At 36.6% G+C, this 18,574-nt stretch carries 14 protein-coding genes and 7 tRNA genes; 6 read left to right on the plus strand and 15 right to left on the minus strand.

Going from position 1 to position 18,574, the window contains the following annotated elements; translation table 11 throughout:
• Positions 1-187: 187 nt before the first annotated feature.
• Positions 188-1,207, minus strand: coding sequence for a DNA polymerase III subunit delta (gene holA, locus BUC21_RS00730; protein ID WP_073398609.1), 1,020 nt, complete (start codon positions 1,205-1,207; stop codon positions 188-190).
• A gap of 18 nt (positions 1,208-1,225) precedes the next feature.
• Positions 1,226-2,002 carry an AMP nucleosidase gene (locus BUC21_RS00735; RefSeq protein ID WP_073398610.1) on the minus strand — a complete coding sequence of 259 codons (777 nt, stop codon included), beginning with the start codon at positions 2,000-2,002 and terminating at the stop codon, positions 1,226-1,228.
• Between the two features lie 63 nt (positions 2,003-2,065).
• Here BUC21_RS00735 and BUC21_RS00740 point away from each other — a divergent pair, with 63 nt between their 5' ends.
• Complete coding sequence (locus BUC21_RS00740; RefSeq protein WP_073398611.1) at positions 2,066-2,515, plus strand: type I restriction enzyme HsdR N-terminal domain-containing protein; 450 nt, start codon at positions 2,066-2,068, stop codon at positions 2,513-2,515.
• A 252-nt stretch (positions 2,516-2,767) separates the two neighbouring features.
• On the opposite strand, the gene BUC21_RS00745 is transcribed toward BUC21_RS00740, so the two are convergent.
• The 3 genes from BUC21_RS00745 to BUC21_RS00755 all read right to left on the minus strand — a co-directional run bounded on the left by BUC21_RS00745 (position 2,768) and on the right by BUC21_RS00755 (position 7,007).
• Positions 2,768-3,532 carry a zinc ribbon domain-containing protein gene (locus BUC21_RS00745; protein ID WP_073398612.1) on the minus strand — a complete coding sequence of 255 codons (765 nt, stop codon included), beginning with the start codon at positions 3,530-3,532 and terminating at the stop codon, positions 2,768-2,770.
• 4 nt (positions 3,533-3,536) lie between these two features.
• Complete coding sequence (locus BUC21_RS00750; RefSeq protein WP_073398613.1) at positions 3,537-4,631, minus strand: Nif3-like dinuclear metal center hexameric protein; 1,095 nt, start codon at positions 4,629-4,631, stop codon at positions 3,537-3,539.
• Positions 4,632-5,570: 939 nt separating this feature from the next.
• Positions 5,571-7,007: a tagaturonate reductase gene (locus BUC21_RS00755; RefSeq protein ID WP_073398614.1), complete on the minus strand. Its 1,437-nt coding sequence runs from the start codon at positions 7,005-7,007 to the stop codon at positions 5,571-5,573.
• 314 nt (positions 7,008-7,321) lie between these two features.
• Here BUC21_RS00755 and uxaC point away from each other — a divergent pair, with 314 nt between their 5' ends.
• Positions 7,322-8,728, plus strand: coding sequence for a glucuronate isomerase (gene uxaC, locus BUC21_RS00760; RefSeq protein ID WP_073398615.1), 1,407 nt, complete (start codon positions 7,322-7,324; stop codon positions 8,726-8,728).
• 55 nt (positions 8,729-8,783) lie between these two features.
• On the opposite strand, the gene BUC21_RS00765 is transcribed toward uxaC, so the two are convergent.
• The 10 genes from BUC21_RS00765 to BUC21_RS00810 all read right to left on the minus strand — a co-directional run bounded on the left by BUC21_RS00765 (position 8,784) and on the right by BUC21_RS00810 (position 16,180).
• Positions 8,784-9,800, minus strand: coding sequence for a Gfo/Idh/MocA family protein (locus tag BUC21_RS00765; RefSeq protein ID WP_073398616.1), 1,017 nt, complete (start codon positions 9,798-9,800; stop codon positions 8,784-8,786).
• Between the two features lie 8 nt (positions 9,801-9,808).
• Positions 9,809-11,290 carry a proline--tRNA ligase gene (proS, locus tag BUC21_RS00770; protein WP_073398617.1) on the minus strand — a complete coding sequence of 494 codons (1,482 nt, stop codon included), beginning with the start codon at positions 11,288-11,290 and terminating at the stop codon, positions 9,809-9,811.
• A gap of 382 nt (positions 11,291-11,672) precedes the next feature.
• On the minus strand, positions 11,673-11,957 hold the full coding sequence (locus BUC21_RS00775) for a YciI family protein (protein WP_073398618.1): 285 nt from the start codon (positions 11,955-11,957) through the stop codon (positions 11,673-11,675).
• Positions 11,958-12,029: 72 nt separating this feature from the next.
• A tRNA-Gly gene (locus BUC21_RS00780) sits at positions 12,030-12,102 on the minus strand.
• A gap of 66 nt (positions 12,103-12,168) precedes the next feature.
• Positions 12,169-12,244: transfer RNA gene (locus tag BUC21_RS00785), tRNA-Gly, on the minus strand.
• 24 nt (positions 12,245-12,268) lie between these two features.
• Positions 12,269-12,352: transfer RNA gene (locus tag BUC21_RS00790), tRNA-Leu, on the minus strand.
• A gap of 29 nt (positions 12,353-12,381) precedes the next feature.
• Positions 12,382-12,464: transfer RNA gene (locus tag BUC21_RS00795), tRNA-Leu, on the minus strand.
• Between the two features lie 41 nt (positions 12,465-12,505).
• Positions 12,506-12,578 (minus strand) — tRNA-Gly (locus BUC21_RS00800).
• A gap of 91 nt (positions 12,579-12,669) precedes the next feature.
• Positions 12,670-13,812, minus strand: a complete 1,143-nt coding sequence (gene nspC / locus BUC21_RS00805; RefSeq protein WP_073398619.1) for a carboxynorspermidine decarboxylase — start codon at positions 13,810-13,812, stop codon at positions 12,670-12,672.
• Between the two features lie 46 nt (positions 13,813-13,858).
• Positions 13,859-16,180, minus strand: coding sequence for an ATP-dependent helicase (locus tag BUC21_RS00810; RefSeq protein WP_073398620.1), 2,322 nt, complete (start codon positions 16,178-16,180; stop codon positions 13,859-13,861).
• A gap of 225 nt (positions 16,181-16,405) precedes the next feature.
• On the opposite strand from BUC21_RS00810, the gene BUC21_RS00815 reads away from it, so the two are divergent.
• The 4 genes from BUC21_RS00815 (at position 16,406) to BUC21_RS00830 (ending at position 18,352) form a co-directional block, all read left to right on the plus strand.
• Complete coding sequence (locus BUC21_RS00815; protein WP_073398621.1) at positions 16,406-17,026, plus strand: superoxide dismutase; 621 nt, start codon at positions 16,406-16,408, stop codon at positions 17,024-17,026.
• Positions 17,027-17,283: 257 nt separating this feature from the next.
• Positions 17,284-18,087 carry an MBL fold metallo-hydrolase gene (locus BUC21_RS00820; protein WP_073398622.1) on the plus strand — a complete coding sequence of 268 codons (804 nt, stop codon included), beginning with the start codon at positions 17,284-17,286 and terminating at the stop codon, positions 18,085-18,087.
• Positions 18,088-18,180: 93 nt separating this feature from the next.
• Positions 18,181-18,253, plus strand: a tRNA-Lys gene (locus BUC21_RS00825).
• Between the two features lie 26 nt (positions 18,254-18,279).
• Positions 18,280-18,352, plus strand: a tRNA-Lys gene (locus tag BUC21_RS00830).
• The last annotated feature ends 222 nt before the right edge of the window (positions 18,353-18,574 follow it).

Genomic DNA, 18,574 nt, shown 5'->3' on the forward strand with positions numbered 1-18,574 from the left:
TTTCAGTTCATAATTTTGCTGATTCTAGATTTTAAGTTGAATTATTATCATTTTGTGGGAGTTGAACTTTGTTTTGCTGCCTAAAAGAAAAATTATTTTGTAGTTTTACTCAATATTAATTTTTAGGCATAAAAAAAGCCTTCAAAATATTGAAGGCTATATGGGAATTAGAAAAACAAGTTGTAGATTAATGCAGAATTTTATACACTAATTCTCGAAGTAGCTCTCCGTCATTCATATTAGTATTACCCACTCCTTTTGATTTTGCGTCATAATTTCTTATCTCTCCTATAATCTGCATAACCTTAACACCATTATATTTGTGCATAGCTTTAATATAATCCTTTGCTTGCCATGGAGTTTTTAATCCTAATTGCTGAGCTATTCCTTGTTCCGATTTTTCAGGAGCATAATAGGCTAACATTAAATTAGAGTAGAAATTGAAAAGAAGAGATAGAGTAGCTTGTATAGGATTTGTTTTCGGATTTTCTGCAAAATATTTTATTATCTGATTAGCTTTAAAAATATCCTTTTCTATCAATGCATTCTTTAATTCGAAGTTATTATAGTCTTTACTTATCCCTATATTTTTTTCAATTAGCTCAGGTGTAATACGCTTCTGTCCTAATGGTAAGGTGATTATTAACTTCTCAAGTTCACCAGTAAGACGGCTCAAATCAGATCCGACAAAATCAGCAATCATCTCGGAAGACTTTTGCTCTATATCTAGCCCTTTGCGTTTTAAATACGAGGTTATAAAGCCTGGAAGCATAGTATCCTTTAGCTTTTTAGATTCAAAGAGGAAACCTACTTTTTCTATTTCAGCTGCAAGCTTTTTTCGCCTGTCAAGCACACCATGTTTATGACAAATAACAAGGATTGTAGAGCTTAATGGTTTTTGAAGGTAGTATGAAAGTTCTTCAATGTTTCTTACACTTTGTGCCTCTTTAACTACAACAACCTGATATTCAGACATCATTGGATATCTTTTTGCTGCATTTATTATAGTAGCTATATCAGTATCAGCACCATACACTACGGTTAAATTAAACTCTTTCTCTGTATCAGTAAGAACATTTTGAGTAAGATAGTCGGATATCAGATCAATATAATAAGGCTCTTCTCCCATTAAATAATATATGGGTTTGTATTGCTTAGCCTTAATATCGCTAATAATATCTTCGTATGTATATTCCTTTTTTGCCATTTATATGCTTTAATTACCTTATTTATCGAATTTTAGATGCTTAACAGTCTTTTTCTCATCTATAATCATTTTAAGCGATGCGATCCCAATTTCTACATGTTCGTGAACGAAGTTCTGGGTTACCATAGTATCGCTTTTATCAGTTTTAATTCCTTCGGGAGTCATTGGTTGATCGGAAACCAGCAGTAGTGCGCCTGTTGGAATATGATTGGCAAATCCTGTAGTAAAAAGGGTTGCAGTTTCCATATCAACAGCCATAGCGCGAGTCTTAAGAAGATATTCTTTGAATTCTTCATCATGCTCCCAAATTCTTCTATTGGTTGTATATACAGTTCCTGTCCAATAATCTCGGGCATAATCGCGGATTGCTGAAGAAACAGCACGCTGCAGCATAAATGCCGGTAAAGCTGGAACTTCTGGAGGGAAATAATCATTAGAAGTTCCTTCTCCTCTAATTGCAGCTATAGGAAGTATTAGGTCGCCTAACTGATTTTTCTTACCTATACCGCCACATTTACCCAGGAAAAGACATGCTTTAGGATGTATGGCACCGAGTAAATCCATAATAATTGCAGCGTTTGGACTTCCCATTCCAAAGTTAATAATCGTAATTCCATCTGCGGTTGCAGAAGTCATATTTGCATCTCTTCCAAGAACTGGAACGTTACATTGTTCTGCAAATATCTCTACATATTTATTGAAATTTGTCAATAGAATGTATTCTCCAAAGTCTTCCAATGAACGTTTTGTGTAACGGGGAAGCCAATTTGCAACAATTTCTTGCTTCGTTTTCATATTTATCTGCTAATTTTGTGTTTCTGACTTAAGAATATATTTTTTAATTTACAAATTTAATAAATGTTATTGTTAAACCTACCAAAGTATGAGACTAAAATAGCCATACGAGATGGAAAAAAAGTAATTTTTGATGTAATTAGGCGACGATATGTTGCGCTTACCCCCGAAGAATGGGTACGTCAGCACTTTGTTCACTTTCTTATTGATCAAAAAGGCTATCCTGTATCATTAATGGCTAATGAGGTCTTACTAAATCTAAACGGAACAAAAAAACGCTGTGATACCGTGCTTTACAAACGTGATCTTATGGCACGTATGATTATTGAATATAAAGCTCCGCAAATAGAAATTACGCAGGCAGTATTTAATCAGATAACAAATTATAATTTTGTGCTGAAAGTAGATTATTTAATTGTTAGTAACGGGATTAATCATTACTGCTGCAAAATGGATTATGCAAATCATACATACACATTTTTAGAGGATATACCAGATTATAATCTTCTTTAAACAAATGTTGCTTGTCTATAAATTAGATAATCCTTCTTATTCTCTATTTCAACTTCAAACTTATGTAAAATATTGATTTATAAGCGTGCCCTCTATAAATAAGTCATTTATTTATAGAGGGAATATAAGAATTCCCCTTATTATTAGCTACTCAATTAATTTGGCTAAGATAAGGGGAATTCTTTTAAAAAAGAGGTTTCAAACTAAAAGATTTTCAATTTAGAAACTACTCTTTTTCTATTTTGAGGAATGTTATAATTCAACTCCTGCTAATTCTGGGTCGATCATTACTCTACCACAGTACTCGCAAACAATGATTTTCTTGCGCATACGGATATCCATTTGTCTCTGAGGTGGAATCTTGTTAAAACAACCACCACAAGCATCACGCTGTACATATACAATACCTAAACCGTTGCGTGAGTTCTTACGAATACGTTTAAACGCCTGAAGTAAACGAGGTTCGATAGTAGTTTCAAGAACTTTAGCTTTCTCTCTCAGCTTTTCTTCTTCTTGTTTTGTTTCAGAGATAATCTCATCCAACTCATTTTTCTTAACTGATAAATCTTTTTCTCTTTCTTCCAAAACTTCAATGCTGTTTGCTACTTCTTCGCTTTTTGCTTTTTCGTCGGCAGTGAATTCTTTTATTCTCTTTTCGCAAAGTTCGATTTCCAAAGTCTGGAACTCTATTTCTTTAGATAAGAAGTCAAACTCACGGTTATTGCGTACGTTTTCTTGCTGAGCTTTGTATTTTTCTACAGAAGCCTTAGCTGCTTCGATCTCAATTTTCTTTGCAGCAATAGAAGATTTAAGTTCGCTAATTTCAAGTTTAATCTTTTCAATACGAGTATTCAGACCGGCAACTTCATCTTCAAGATCTTGTACTTCAAGAGGAAGTTCACCTCTTAGAGTTTTGATCTTATCAATTTCTGAAAGCATTGTCTGTAACTGATACAATGCCTTTAGTTTCTGTTCTACCGTTAATTCCTTCGGTTCATTTTTTGCTTCTTTAGCCATATTTTTATAAATATTTTATGGGATTGGTATTTATTTTACTAATTTGAATCTCAATATTTGGAAATATATCCTTTAATAAGGAATAAAAAATCTCTTTTGTATACTGTTCACTTTCATAATGACCAATTTCGGCCATTAGAATATCGTTTTCGTGACCAAAATAATCGTGATAACGAATTTCTCCTGTAATAAATGCATCAGCTTTCTGGTTTATGGCATTTGAGAGAAGGAAAGCCCCTGCCCCTCCACATAATGCTATTTTGCTGATAAGTCTGCCTGTAAGCTTGTTATGCTTAAGACATCCAACTTCAAATGTTTTTTTTATGCGTTTCAGGAAATCCAGTTCCGTTTCCGGAAATTCTAATTCTCCTATCACTCCAGATCCCGTTTGAGACCATGAGTTTTTTAACGAATAAAGATCAAAAGCTGGTTCCTCATAAGGATGAGAAGCAATTAATGCTCTTATTACCGCATTTTTTTTAAAAGAAGGAAGAATCGTTTCTATACGAATCTCTTTTTCTTTATGTAATTCTCCTACTTTACCGCAAAATGGATGTGTACCCTCCTGAGCTCGGAATGTCCCCTCTCCCTCTAAATTGTAACTGCATGAATCATAGTTGCCTATGTTGCCACAACCAGCATCAAACAGAGCACGGCGCACTTTTTCTGCTTGCTCAGCTGGTACAAAAGTTACCAATTTAAGTAAAGATTCCTCTTTACAAGAAAGGATTTTCACATTCTTCAGACCTATTTTTTCTGCTATTTTAAAATTAACTCCTCCGGAAGCGTTATCCAGGTTGGTATGCGCAGAATAAACTACTATATCATTTTTAATAGCTTTCAGGATACAACGCTCTACATAATCTTTGCCTGTGATAGATTTATATCCCTTAAATATGAGCGGATGATGTGATATAACAAGATTGTATCCCAACGCAATAGCTTCATCTATAACAGATTCAGTAACGTCAAGACACAACAAAGCCCCTGTTGCTTCCGCTTCTGTCAGCCCGATTTGTAAGCCGGCATTATCAAAACCGTCTTGCAATGGCAGAGGCGCGAACCTTTCAAGGGCGCTTACTATTTCCTTTATTTTCATTAAGTGTGAGAAAATCTGGCTACAAAGATATGCTAAAATTGCGATTATACAACCATCTTTCTTGTTTTTTTATAAATTCTTATTCTCTTTTTTAAGCTAATTAATCAGTTAAGTGTGGTTGTTGACGAAAATAACGAGCTTATTTTGATAGAGATGCAGAATTGCAGGAAAGTTATTTTCACCTTAAAAGACATAAAGTCTATTTTCTTAATTAGGTGTCTACCGAATTATCCAGCTTAATTCGGACTTGTGTAGCATAAAGTACATTTTCTTGATAAAGTTGAGCAAACATCTTGCACTGAATGATGTGTATTAAGGCGCTTCGTCACTTTTTTGGTGGAAGATATTATATTGAATCTTTATTTATGGCGTTATGCAGGCTTTTTATCAGAGTCAATAAATAGTTTATCGAAAATATGTAGAATCTTGATTGGATAAGCAATTGAGATTGTTTGTTTCCAACAAATGTGACGAATAATGTTTACTAATTTTACGGTGTGTGACAAACTTTGTAGAAAAGATCTTTTATATGTCTTGGTTTAAAATTTAGCACTCCCACTACCAAAGGATTTCAGAGCTATATCCTCTGTTACCCCCTCAAAAACTTCCTGAAAGATTTACATTTTTCGGGACTGTTTTTGTTATTTTCTTATTCTTAATGTATGGCATTGATTTACAATGTTATATAGTAATGAATTGTAGAATTGTAGATGATTTATTAGCTAAAGAATAATATTAATACGTTCAGATATTTTATTTATTGATAATTATAAATATAATAAGGAGAATATAAATTAGTGCTTTAAAAGAAATATTCAATCTTACACACTGATTATTTCTTTAGACATCTTATTGGATAAGAACTAAAAATAGAAAAGCGACTTACAACTGCTTAAAAAAACAGTGTAAGTCGCTCCTACTTATTTATTATTAACCGTTTTAGATAATAGCTTTAACTGTTTCAAGCATACCTTTTTCCTGAATAGAATTCAAGTAAGCGATTACTTTTTCAGTTAATCCTGAAACTTTGTTCAAATCTTCACCCCAGATCATTTCAGAAGCTAAAACACCTTCTGCAACTGTCTTAGTGCAACCTGTTGCCCAAAGATTAGCAAGAAGATCGATAATAGCTTGGTCATCATTAGGAACGATAGTGTCTTCGCCACGTTTACCGCCTTTGTAGTAAGTGATGATAGCTGCTAAACCAAGAACGATACCTGCAGGAAGTTCACCTTTACGTTCTAAGTAAGTTTTCAAACCAGGAAGGTCGCGAGTTTTGAATTTAGGGAATGAATTAAGCATGATTGAAGTAACAAAGTGCTTAACGAATGGGTTACAGAAACGTTCCATTACGTCGTTACCAAATTTCTCAAGTTCTGCTTTTGGTAAGTTAAGAGTTTCAAGTAATTCTTCGAACATTACTTTCTTAACGAATTTACCGATAACTGCATCTTCGCAGCATTCTCTTACTGTATTCAAACCAGAAAGATAACCTACTGGAGAAAGTACTGTGTGAGGGCCATTCAATAAAGTAACTTTTCTTTCGTGGTAAGGAGCTTCAGAAGGAACGAATAATACGTTCAAACCAGCTTTGTCAGCAGGGAATTCTTTAGCGATAGATTGAGGAGCTTCGATAACCCACAAGTGGAAGATTTCAGCTTGAACAACCATTTTGTCTTCAATCTGAATTCTATCAAGAATTTCGTTGATAGTAGCACGAGGATATCCAGGAACAATACGGTCTACCAATGTACAGTAAACACCGCAAGCAGTTTCGAACCAAGTCTTGAATTCTTCACCAAGGTTCCAAAGTTCAATATATTGTTCAATACATTTCTTTAATTCTTTACCATTCAAGAAGATCAATTCGCATGGGAAGATAATCAAACCTTTGTCTGCAGCTCCGTTGAATGTTTTGAAACGGTGATATAATAACTGAGTTAATTTTCCTGGATAAGAAGATGCAGGAGCATCAGTTAATTTGCATGAAGGATCGAATGCGATACCAGCTTCAGTTGTGTTAGAAATAACGAAACGCATTTCAGGGTTTTCAGCAAGCTTCATGAATTCGTCATTCTGAGTATATGGATTCAAAGCGCGGCTAATTACGTCGATCATTTCAATGCTGTTCACCTCTTTACCTTTGTCTAATCCCTGAAGATTAAGGTGATAAAGGCAATCTTGTTCATTTAGCATATCGATCATACCTTTTTCAATAGGTTGAACAACAACAACGCTGCTATTGAAATCAGCTTTCTGATTCATGTTATAAACGATCCAGTCTACAAATGCACGTAAAAAGTTTCCTTCTCCAAACTGAATAATACGTTCAGGATATTTGTTTGCCTGAACATTTTGTCTGTTTAATGGTTTCATTTCTTTTATTTTATAAAGTTCTTAATACTATGATTTCAATGACTAATTATCAAGGAAACTGTACCCACTATTTTCGAATTTTGTTGTTGTTTGGTTACAAAATCTCATTCGTGTTCGATAACAGTTTAAATATCATAAATAATATGCGCAAATATACGAATAATTTTGTTATTCCAAATTAAATTTCTACTTTCGTGTGCGATAACGGTTAATAAATCTAAAATAGAAAATAACGATATAAGGCTAATAATTAGCGTTATATCTATCTTTAATATAGTAGTAACAATTTTAAATACTTAAAACGTTATATTAAAATGAAGAATTTTATGGATGAAAATTTCTTGTTGCAAACTAAAACTGCACAAGAATTGTATCACGAACATGCGGCTAAAATGCCTATTATTGACTATCACTGTCATTTAGTTCCTAAAATGGTTGCTGACGACCACAAGTTTCGTTCATTAACTGAAATATGGTTAGGTGGAGACCACTACAAATGGCGTGCAATGCGTACAAATGGCGTAGACGAACGTTTTTGTACCGGTACTGATACTTCTGACTGGGAAAAGTTTGAAAAATGGGCTGAAACAGTTCCTTATACAATGAGAAATCCTCTTTACCACTGGACTCATCTGGAACTTAAGACTGCGTTTGGCATCAATAAGATTCTTAATAAAGATACTGCACGCGAAATATTCGACGAATGTAACGAGAAATTAGCTATGCCTGAATATTCGGCACGTGGAATGATGACTCGTTATAATGTAGAAGCTGTTTGTACTACAGACGATCCTATCGATTCTTTGGAGTATCATATTGCGACAAGAAATAGTGGATTCGCAACTAAGATGTTGCCTACATGGCGTCCTGATAAAGCTATGGCAGTAGAAGTTCCTGCTGATTTCCGCGCTTACATTGAAAAATTAGCTGAAGTTAGTGGTGTTACTATCAATACTTTCGATGATGTAGTTGCTGCATTGAAAGTTCGTCATGACTTCTTCGCAAGCCTTGGCTGTAAACTGTCTGACCACGGTATTGAAGAGTTCTATGCAGAAGATTATACTGATGCTGAGATCAAAGCTATCTTCAATAAAGTATACGGTGGTGCTGAACTTACAAAAGAAGAAATCCTGAAATTCAAATCTGCAATGCTAGTTGTATTTGCTGAAATGGATCACGAAAAAGGATGGACTCAACAATTCCACTACGGAGCTATCCGTAACAATAACACTCGTATGTTCGAGAAGCTAGGTCCTGATACAGGTTTCGATTCTATCGGCGAATTCAACACTGCTAAAGCAATGTCTAAGTTCCTGAATCGTCTTGATTACAATGATAAGCTTACTAAAACAATCCTTTACAACTTGAATCCATGTGCAAATGAAGTAATTGCTACTATGCTTGGAAACTTCCAGGATGGTAAGATTGCTGGTAAGATTCAGTTTGGTTCAGGATGGTGGTTCCTTGATCAGAAAGATGGTATGGAAAAACAAATGAATGCTCTTTCTGTTCTTGGTTTATTAAGCCGTTTCGTTGGTATGTTGACAGATTCTCGTAGCTTTATGTCATACCCTCGTCACGAATACTTCCGTCGTACATTGTGTAACCTTGTAGGTCGTGATGTAGAAAATGGCGAACTTCCTGCTTCTGAAATGAAATTCATCGGTCAGATGATTGAAGATATCAGCTATAACAACGCTAAGAACTTCTTCCAATTTTAAGAAATAAAACCATTAATACAGTCCTCTTTTGGACAACCAAATGAAAAGGGATGCTCTATCGGGCATCCCTTTCTTTATATATTCTTTCGATAATATCTACTACTTTTAAGCCATCCATGGCATTTGTGGTAATCGATGCATTACCATTGAGCTTGTCTATCACGTTTTGTATTACGTAATGGTGGTTTTGTGCCGAGCCTTTATACGGACCATAATCATTTGGTGGATTAGATGGAGCTAGAGTGGGCATCGTATAATCTTTGATGTGGCAGTATTTAACCTCATTCATATATTGTCCGGCTACTTTTATAGAACCATTTTCGGCAATGATAGTCATACTGCTTTCCAGATTCTTATCCCATACAGCTGTGGAATAATTCAGGCTCCCCGACCCTCCTTTTACGAAATCAAAAAGAACATTTCCGCTGTCTTCAAAGTCTGTCAGCGATTGGTGGTTAAAGTCGTAGAATGAGCCTTTTATATTGGTTATGTCACCGAATAACCAATACATAATATCCACAAAATGAGAGAATTGAGTAAATAAAGTTCCACCATCCATTTCAGTGGATCCGTGCCAGTTTCCCGATTTATAATATCGTTCGTCACGGTTCCAGAGGCAGTTTAGCTGAACGGAATAGAGTTTTCCTAATATCCCACTCTCAACAATTTCTTTCAACCACACAGACGGTGGCGAGTAGCGGTTTTGCATTACACAAAACACATCACAACCCCTTTCCTTGCTCTTTGCTAATATCTTTTCTGCATCCAGTCTTGAGAGCGCCATCGGCTTTTCAATAACAACATGTTTACCTGAATCAAGCGCTTTTAAGGCTAACTCAGCATGAAGTCCGTTGGGAACGCAGATGTTTACTACATCAATATCCTTCTCATTTGCGAGTAGTTCGCTCAGAGAATTATAAAAAATCTCCGAAAGAGCTGAAATACCCAGCTCTTTCGGAGAAATAATATCGCATACTGCTACTAATTCCGCTTGTTCATTCCGGCGGATCATTTCGGCATGTCGTTTGCCGATGTGCCCCATCCCGATAACTGCAAAGCGGACCTTCTTCATTTTTTTTATTAGTAAGAACGTGCAAATACAACTCTGCAAGCAGATGGCTTACCTGTAACCATACACTTTCCTGGAGTTTTATCGCCGTTTAATGGAATACAGCGGATAGTTGCCTTAGTTTCTTCTTTAATCTTCTCTTCTGTTTCAGTAGTTCCGTCCCAGTGAGCAAGAATAAATCCGCCTTCTTCGATCTTTTCCTTGAATTCTTCGTAAGAATCAACAGTGATAGTATGAGCTTCACGATAATCGTATGCTTTCTTAAAGATATTAGCCTGAATATCATCAAGCAGATTCTTCACGTAAGTTTCAATGTTATCGCATGTTACAGTTTCCTTTTCCAGAGTATCACGACGCATAACCTCTACTGTATTGTTTTCAAGGTCGCGGCCACCCATAACCAAACGAACAGGAACACCTCTTAGTTCGTAATCAGCAAATTTGAATCCAGGACGCTTGTTGTCTGAATTATCATATTTGAATGAAATTCCTAATGCTTTCAGTTTAGCAGTGATGCCTGCAACTTTTTCATTGATGGCGTTTAGTTGTTCTTCATTCTTATAAATTGGAACGATAACTACTTGGAATGGAGCCAATTTAGGAGGAAGTACCAAACCATTGTCGTCAGAGTGAGTCATAATAAGAGCACCCATCAAACGAGTGGAAACACCCCATGAAGTAGCCCATACATATTCCATTTCGTTGTTCTTGTTTACGAACTGAACATCGAATGCTTTAGCAAAGTTCTGACCAAGGAAGTGAGAAGTACCCGATTGAAGAGCCTTTCCATCCTGCATCATTGCTTCAATAGTATATGTATCAAGCGCACCGGCAAAACGTTCGTTGGCAGATTTAACTCCCTTTACAACAGGAACAGCCATAAAGTTTTCTGCAAAATCACCATATACGTTCAACATCTTTAGTGCTTCTTCTTCAGCTTCTTCGCGTGTAGCGTGAGCTGTGTGTCCTTCCTGCCACAAGAACTCTGCAGTACGAAGGAATAAACGGGTACGCATTTCCCAACGGAAAACGTTTGCCCATTGATTACACAAGATTGGAAGGTCGCGGTATGACTGAATCCAATTTTTATATGTGTTCCAGATAATAGTTTCTGAAGTTGGACGAATAATGAGTTCCTCTTCAAGTTTAGCTGCCGGGTCAACAACTACACCCGAACCATCTTCTGCATTTTTCAGACGGTAGTGAGTTACCACAGCACATTCCTTAGCAAAACCTTCAACGTGCTCTGCTTCGCGGCTTAAAAATGATTTAGGAATCAGCAAAGGGAAATAAGCATTAACGTGTCCTGTTTCCTTAAACATGTCATCCAACTGACGTTGAATCTTTTCCCAGATAGCGTATCCATAAGGCTTAATTACCATACATCCACGTACTGCAGATGCTTCTGCCAAATCAGCTTTTACTACTAATTCATTGTACCATTGCGAATAATTCTCGCTGCGTTTGGTAAGTCCTTTTAGTTCCTTTGCCATTATAATATATTTTTAAATTTTATTTTTCTCTATTTTGAGACGCAAAAGTAATCATTTTAGATGAAGAAGTTAAATTTTCGTCTAATAAAATTGCTGTGAGAAAGCGGCACTTCCGGTGAGGAAAAAATAATTAGCCGCGGGATGTTGCTGAAACTCCGGTTATGTTTTTATATTCTCCTGTACAAAACAATTAATTCTTTTGTACAGAAGATTGCATTGTTTTGTACAAAAGAAAACATTCTTTTGTACAAGGATACAATAAAGTCCCGCCTGCTTTTTAAAAACATCCGGTTATTCTTTGCAAATAGCTCGCTTGGTTTTAATTTTCACTGGAATGAGCTTGTAGTCTCCTGGGGTATCCAATAACACATTTCCGCTTAAATCAGAGAAATTTCTCGAAACCTTCAGCAAATTTGGTCGGTTCGAATTCCAGAATCTCGTATTTTGCTACTTCGTAAGCGTAGAATGGATCTTCTTTAATTAATTCCTCTACTTCTTCTTTTCGGGAAGCTTTGCATAAAATAACGCCACCTATTCTGGGATTTCTTCTGCCGGAAGCTATAAATGTGCCATTTGCGTAGTTTTTGTCGAGATAAACTCTGTGAGCAGCTAAGTGGTTATCCACTTCTTCGAGCGGTTTTTGGTAAGTCAATAGTAAGATAAACATAGAACCTCCTTTTTAAAATGTGTATTAAGAGAAAAAGCCTGCGGATTGACCTGCAGGCTTTGTTAATCTATGAGCGAAAAACGGGGCTCGAACCCGCGACCCCAACCTTGGGAAGGTTGTGCTCTACCAACTGAGCTACTTTCGCGATTATAACTTTATTCAAAACAATAAAGACCTTAGCCTGATAAAGGAAAGGTCTAGATTAGTATTTTGGAGCGAAAGACGGGACTCGAACCCGCGACCCTAACCTTGGCAAGGTTATGCTCTACCAACTGAGCTACTTTCGCAAATATTTTAATGTCCGCTTTATGTGAAGAGAAGGAGACTCGAACTCCCACGACATAATTGTCACTACCCCCTCAAAGTAGCGCGTCTACCAATTCCGCCACCTCTCCAACATAATAAAATCTGATGCGTCTCGCAGTGCCCAGAACAAGACTCGAACTTGCACGTCATTGCTAACACTAGTACCTGAAACTAGCGCGTCTACCATTCCGCCACCTGGGCATTATTAACGACAATTAGCCGCCGACGCACTCAAATTTTAGAGCGAAAGACGGGACTCGAACCCGCGACCCTAACCTTGGCAAGGTTATGCTCTACCAACTGAGCTACTTTCGCGATTGCGGTTGCAAAAGTAGCTCTTTTTTCTAAAACTCCAAATATTTTGCTCACTTTTTTAACGGAAAAATATGCATTTGTATTTGGGTATTTAGCACATCTTGTCGCGATAATCTTCGTAACAGAAAGACTTATAAAGATTTAACTCGTTTTTTGAAGTCCAGAGAGCAATGTCTGGATGTTGAATTCCATTGAACATATTTGTTTTCACCATAGTGTAATGAATCATATCTTCAAAGATAATTTTCTCCCCAATCTTTAATTCGTGATCAAAGCTCCAGTCGCCCATGTAATCTCCGCTCAGGCAGCTATTACCTCCCAAACGATATACAAACTTGCCAGGAACAGCTTCTGATATTGCTCCGCGAACTGCCGGCTGATAAGGCATCTCAAGACAATCGGGCATGTGACAGGTGAAGCTTACATTAAGAATAGCTGTTTTAATGCCTTTGTTTTCTACGATATCTACAACAGAAGAGACCAATACACCTGTTTGCCACGTAAAAGCTGATCCCGGTTCAAGAATTACATGCAGATGTGGATAGCGAGCCTTAAAGTCTTTCAATAACTTAATCAAGTGCTCTGTGTCGTAATCTTTACGGGTCATAAGGTGTCCACCGCCAAAATTAATCCATTTAATCTGTGGAAACCACTTGCTGAAGCGGGCTTCAATGTGCACTAATGTTTTTTCTAAATCAAAGGAATCGGATTCGCAATGAGTATGGCAGTGAAAGCCTTCAATACCCTCGGGTAGTGCTTCAGGGAGTAAATCTGAAGTAATACCAAATCTGGTGCCAGGTGCGCATGGATTATATAATTCGGTCTCTACTTCCGAGTATTCAGGATTGATACGGATGCCGCAAGAAATATTTTCTCCGTCTTTCTCAACCATAGGATAAAACCGTTCAAACTGACTGAATGAGTTGAACGTAATATGGCTGCTGCATTTCATTATAGTAGGAAAATCCTCTTCTGTATATGCAGGAGAATATGTATGAGCTTTGCTCCCCATCTCTTCGTATGCCAGTCGGGCTTCGTAAAGTGAACTTGCGGTAGAGCAGTTTATGTATTCGCGGAATATTGGAAAAGACTTCCACATAGCAAAAGATTTAAAGGCTAGAATAATCTCCACTCCTGCTCTTTCGCTAACGCTTTTTATTGTACTAAGGTTCTTTCTCAGCAAATCCTCTTCCATCACATAACATGGTGATGGCACTTTATTAAAGTCTATCATCTATAATATGGTTCTAATAATTATCTATTTTTATTCATTCAAAGCTTCAGGAAATTACTTTGAATCGGGCAAATTTCAATAGCAATTGCTTTTCTCCGGCATTTCGGAATTTCACTGTAGCTTTTAAGTTTTCTCCGCTTCCTTCTACTTTTAGCACTTCTCCTATACCAAAACGTTCGTGCTCAATATGTTGCCCGGATTGTAAATCGGTTATTGGCTCGCTAGATGCCGGCTTTGGTTGAGCATTCTCCATTTTAGTAAGATTCCGTGGAATGGTAACCTTGGTAAATGTAGTTTTTGGTGCTTCGCGCTCAGTATTAAACAATGAACGTGTCGGCCTATCGTTTTGTTCCCTTCTGAATCTCGACGGAGATTCATCTATATGTCTGCTCGAAACAGAGTCGTTTGGCAGTTTCAGGAATGACGGATCAATATCTCTCAAAAAGCGGCTTGGATTGGCAAATTCCATTTTGCCGTAACGAAAGCGACTTTTGGCAAAAGATAGAAAGCAATGGTCTTCTGCCCGGGTTATGGCAACGTAGAAAAGTCTTCTCTCCTCTTCCATGGCCCTTGGAGAATCTCCGGCCATGCTACTTGGAAAGAGGTTTTCTTCTAGTCCAACAACAAATACGTTGCGGAATTCCAGCCCTTTTGCAGAGTGAATCGTCATAAGCGTAATCTTTGCCTCGTCGCCGGATTTATCTGTATCCTGATCAGATAACAAAGATACTTCCGATAGAAAATCGGGAAGAGCGATGTTTGCATTACCTTCTTCCTCGCGCATAGCGCAGAAATCGTGGATACCGTTGACCAATTCTTCAATATTTTCTTGTCTGCTAAGGTTTTCCGGCGTTCTATCCTGATAAATTTCATTCACTATACCTGCTTCTTTTACAATGGATGTTGCCATTTCATAGGCATTCTTTTCTGAAACAGCACGCGAAAAGTTCTCAATTAGTTCTCGGAATCCTTGTAATTTAGTATGTGTACCCTTGTTTATATTTAACGCAAACTGTAACGGATTGCATATTACATCCCACAGACTGACAGAATGATTATTTGCTGCTTCAATTATCTTACCTACGGTCGTGTCTCCAATTCCTCGGGCCGGGTAATTAATAATTCGCTTAAATGCTTCTTCGTCATTAGGATTAGTTACTAAACGGAAATAGGCAATCACATCTTTTATCTCTTTTCGTTGATAGAAGGATAATCCTCCATAAATTTTATACGGAAGATTACGTTTACGCAAAGCTTCTTCAAATATTCTTGATTGTGCATTGGTGCGGTATAGAATGGCAAAATCGTCATAACTATAACTCTTAGACATTCGCAATTCCATAATTTTGTTAGAAACAATATCTCCTTCTTCTGTATCTGAATATGCCTGGTAAACCCCGATGGGTTCTCCCTGAGATTTCTCTGAAAACACTTCTTTTCGGATCTGTTCGCGGTTTTTCTCAATTAAACTATTAGCCGCACGTACAATGGTTTGGGTTGAACGATAGTTTTGCTCTAACTTAAATACTTGAGTATTCTGATATAATTTTGTGAACTTCAGGATGTTATCTATATTTGCTCCACGAAAAGAATAGATACTTTGTGCATCATCTCCTACCACACAAACCTTTTGATGCAATTTTGATAGCTGCAAAACAATGCTGTGCTGGGCAAAGTTAGTATCCTGATACTCGTCGACCAGAATATATTTAAATTGATTCTGATATTTATTCAATATCTCCGGATGGTCTCTGAACAACAAAAATGTATAGAAGAGTAAATCATCAAAATCCATAGCTCCGGCCTGGCGGCATCTGTCCCAGTATCTGCGATAGATATCTCTGATAGCAGGCATCTTACAAGCATTATCATGTTCTGTCAGTTCACGATTAACTGCGTAAGCATCAGGTGAAACCAAATGATTCTTAGCATTGGATATCTGTCCTTGTACCGAGCCCGGTTTATAAGTCTTTTCGTCCAGCTGCATCTCTTTGATGATTGATCGGATAAGACTTTTCGAGTCGCTGGTATCATAAATGGTAAAGTTGGATGTGAATCCTATAAACTCTGCTTCTACTCTAAGAATACGTGAAAAAACAGAGTGGAAAGTCCCCATCCAAAGATAGCGGGCACTTTGTTCTCCTACTTGTTTGGCAATACGCGCTTTCATTTCTCTTGCTGCCTTATTGGTAAATGTTAAGGCCAGAATAGACCAAGGCTCATATCCCTTTTCAAGCAAATAGGCTATTTTATACGTCAGCACACGTGTTTTACCAGATCCGGCACCGGCTATGACTAGGGATGGCCCTTCATTATAAAGCACTGCAGCACGCTGACTCTCATTTAGTTCATCTATATAATTTGTCATTTCTTGATTTCTCGTTCAAAACTTAGCGTGCAAAGATAAATAAAGTTTGAATGATATAGAACAAAATAGCATATGCATGTGTTATTTAAACATGAAGTTTATTTTTTAGGCTTCATACATTACGGCATATAATAAATTCTAACTATATAATAGTCAAAAATATGCAATTTTTGTTGGAAATATAATTTATTTTTTTATTTTTGTAACTGGTAAAATGCCAAGAGAATGAAAACATTATTATTATCATTAATACTTACTACTATGACATACGAAATGCCGAAGCTTCCATATGCAAATGATGGATTGGAGCCTGTTATCAGTAAACAAACAATTGAGTTTCACTATGGTAAACATCTTCAGACTTATGTTACTAATCTTAATAATTTAGTTCCCGGAACTGAATTTGAAGGAAAAAGTGTAGAAGAAATTGTTGCTACAGCTCCAGACGGTCCTATCTTTAATAATGCCGGACAGGTTCTTAATCATACTTATTACTTCTTGCAATTTACAGGAAAACCTCAAAAAAGTGAGCCATGCGGCAAACTTGCAGAAGCAATAAATAAAGAATGGGGATCTTTTGAGAACTTTAAGAAAGAATTTACTGCAGCTGCTGTAGGACTTTTTGGTTCAGGTTGGGCTTGGTTATCAGTTGATAAAGATGGTAAATTGCACATTACCAAAGAAGCAAATGGTAGTAATCCACTAAGACATGGATTAAAGCCAATTCTTACGTTTGATGTATGGGAACATTCTTACTATTTGGATTTCCAGAACAGACGTGCGGATCATATTGCTGCTCTTTGGAATATTATAGATTGGGATACAGTAGGTAAAAGGATAGAATAGATTCGTTTTGAGGTTTTCAGGAGGCTGCAGATAAAACATCTGCAGCCTTTTTTGTTTTTAAAAGATATGGTTTTATAATCTTGTATTTATTTCTGTGTAATTGGCATTAAGTTATTCTTTGAATTTCTTATTTATTAAATATACCGGTCAAATAGACAAAAAGAGAGCAAACAAAGAATAATTCTTCATCCTTTTTTGTACATTTGCAGACATTTTACTACTATTTTTGGTAAAATATACGTCTTGATTGATATAAAATGAAAATAAAATTTATAAGTTTAGCCAGTGGTAGCAGTGGTAATTGCTATTATTTAGGTACAGATAAACACGGCATTTTAATTGACGCAGGTATTGGAATTCGCACTATAAAAAAGGAACTCAAGGAAATAAATGTTTCATTGAGTAATGTTTGTGCTGTTTTCATTACGCATGATCATGCCGACCACATTAAGGCCGTTGGGCATTTAGGCGAAAAATATAATATACCAGTCTATTCTACCAAAGAAATTCATGAAGGTATAAATAAGAGCTATTGCATGACAGAAAAGCTCTCTACTTCTGTGCACTATATTAACAAAGATGAGCCTATGAAAATAGATGAGTTTAAGATTTCAGCATTCGAAGTTCCTCATGATGGCACTGATAATGTAGGCTATTGTATAGAAATTGGAGATAAGATTTTCTCGTTTCTAACGGACCTTGGTCATATTACTGAAACGGCAGCTCATTATATCTGTAAGGCTAATTATCTGATATTGGAAGCTAACTATGATTTGGAAATGCTTCGTATGGGACCTTATCCAAAATATCTGAAAGAACGTATTTCTGGTCCTAATGGTCACATGAGTAATACTGATACAGCCGAATTTCTTGCAGAGAATATCAATGAAAACTTAAAATATATCTGGCTTTGTCACCTAAGTAAAGATAATAATCATCCGGAATTAGCATATAAAACGGTTGAATGGAAATTAAAAAGCAAAGGAGTTATTGTTGGAAAAGATGTGCAACTCATTGCTTTAAAGCGAAGTAGCCCATCTGACTTCTATGAATTTGAGTAAGACGTAAAACTTTATGCGAGAAAAAAGCCCGATTTATTTGGGAAAATGAAAAAAAACGTCTACCTTTGCAACCGCAAAAAAGAAATAAAATAAGCACTCTTAGCTCAGCTGGTAGAGCAATTGACTCTTAATCAATGGGTCCAGGGTTCGAGTCCCTGAGGGTGTACTTTTTTCTTCTTATAATTTGCATTTGCACTCTTAGCTCAGCTGGTAGAGCAATTGACTCTTAATCAATGGGTCCAGGGTTCGAGTCCCTGAGGGTGTACGAAGGAAGGTTTTAGGACTTTCCTTTTTTTTATTTATTATACCCACCATATTGCAAGGATAAGATAGGATCATACAGAAATTCTGAGGTGCTGATGTTTTAATTGATCAATTCTAAAACCTATTTTATCGAGCCAATAAATAGAGAATAGAATATATCTCTAACTCCTTTAAACTACGATCTGAAAGCTTTGACTTTACATTGAACGATTCAGTAGATGCA

Source organism: Bacteroides luti (genome assembly GCF_900128905.1).
Lineage (GTDB): Bacteria > Bacteroidota > Bacteroidia > Bacteroidales > Bacteroidaceae > Bacteroides > Bacteroides luti.

Excerpts from the sequence above, each read along its gene's own strand:
- holA (WP_073398609.1), bottom strand. The coding sequence starts at position 1,207 with ATGGCAAAAAAGGAATATACATACGAAGATATTATTAGCGATATTAAG.
- BUC21_RS00735 (WP_073398610.1), bottom strand. The coding sequence starts at position 2,002 with ATGAAAACGAAGCAAGAAATTGTTGCAAATTGGCTTCCCCGTTACACA.
- BUC21_RS00740 (WP_073398611.1), top strand. The coding sequence starts at position 2,066 with ATGTTATTGTTAAACCTACCAAAGTATGAGACTAAAATAGCCATACGA.
- BUC21_RS00745 (WP_073398612.1), bottom strand. The coding sequence starts at position 3,532 with ATGGCTAAAGAAGCAAAAAATGAACCGAAGGAATTAACGGTAGAACAG.
- BUC21_RS00750 (WP_073398613.1), bottom strand. The coding sequence starts at position 4,631 with ATGAAAATAAAGGAAATAGTAAGCGCCCTTGAAAGGTTCGCGCCTCTG.
- BUC21_RS00755 (WP_073398614.1), bottom strand. The coding sequence starts at position 7,007 with ATGAAACCATTAAACAGACAAAATGTTCAGGCAAACAAATATCCTGAA.
- uxaC (WP_073398615.1), top strand. The coding sequence starts at position 7,322 with ATGAAGAATTTTATGGATGAAAATTTCTTGTTGCAAACTAAAACTGCA.
- BUC21_RS00765 (WP_073398616.1), bottom strand. The coding sequence starts at position 9,800 with ATGAAGAAGGTCCGCTTTGCAGTTATCGGGATGGGGCACATCGGCAAA.
- proS (WP_073398617.1), bottom strand. The coding sequence starts at position 11,290 with ATGGCAAAGGAACTAAAAGGACTTACCAAACGCAGCGAGAATTATTCG.
- BUC21_RS00775 (WP_073398618.1), bottom strand. The coding sequence starts at position 11,957 with ATGTTTATCTTACTATTGACTTACCAAAAACCGCTCGAAGAAGTGGAT.
- nspC (WP_073398619.1), bottom strand. The coding sequence starts at position 13,812 with ATGATAGACTTTAATAAAGTGCCATCACCATGTTATGTGATGGAAGAG.
- BUC21_RS00810 (WP_073398620.1), bottom strand. The coding sequence starts at position 16,180 with ATGACAAATTATATAGATGAACTAAATGAGAGTCAGCGTGCTGCAGTG.
- BUC21_RS00815 (WP_073398621.1), top strand. The coding sequence starts at position 16,406 with ATGAAAACATTATTATTATCATTAATACTTACTACTATGACATACGAA.
- BUC21_RS00820 (WP_073398622.1), top strand. The coding sequence starts at position 17,284 with ATGAAAATAAAATTTATAAGTTTAGCCAGTGGTAGCAGTGGTAATTGC.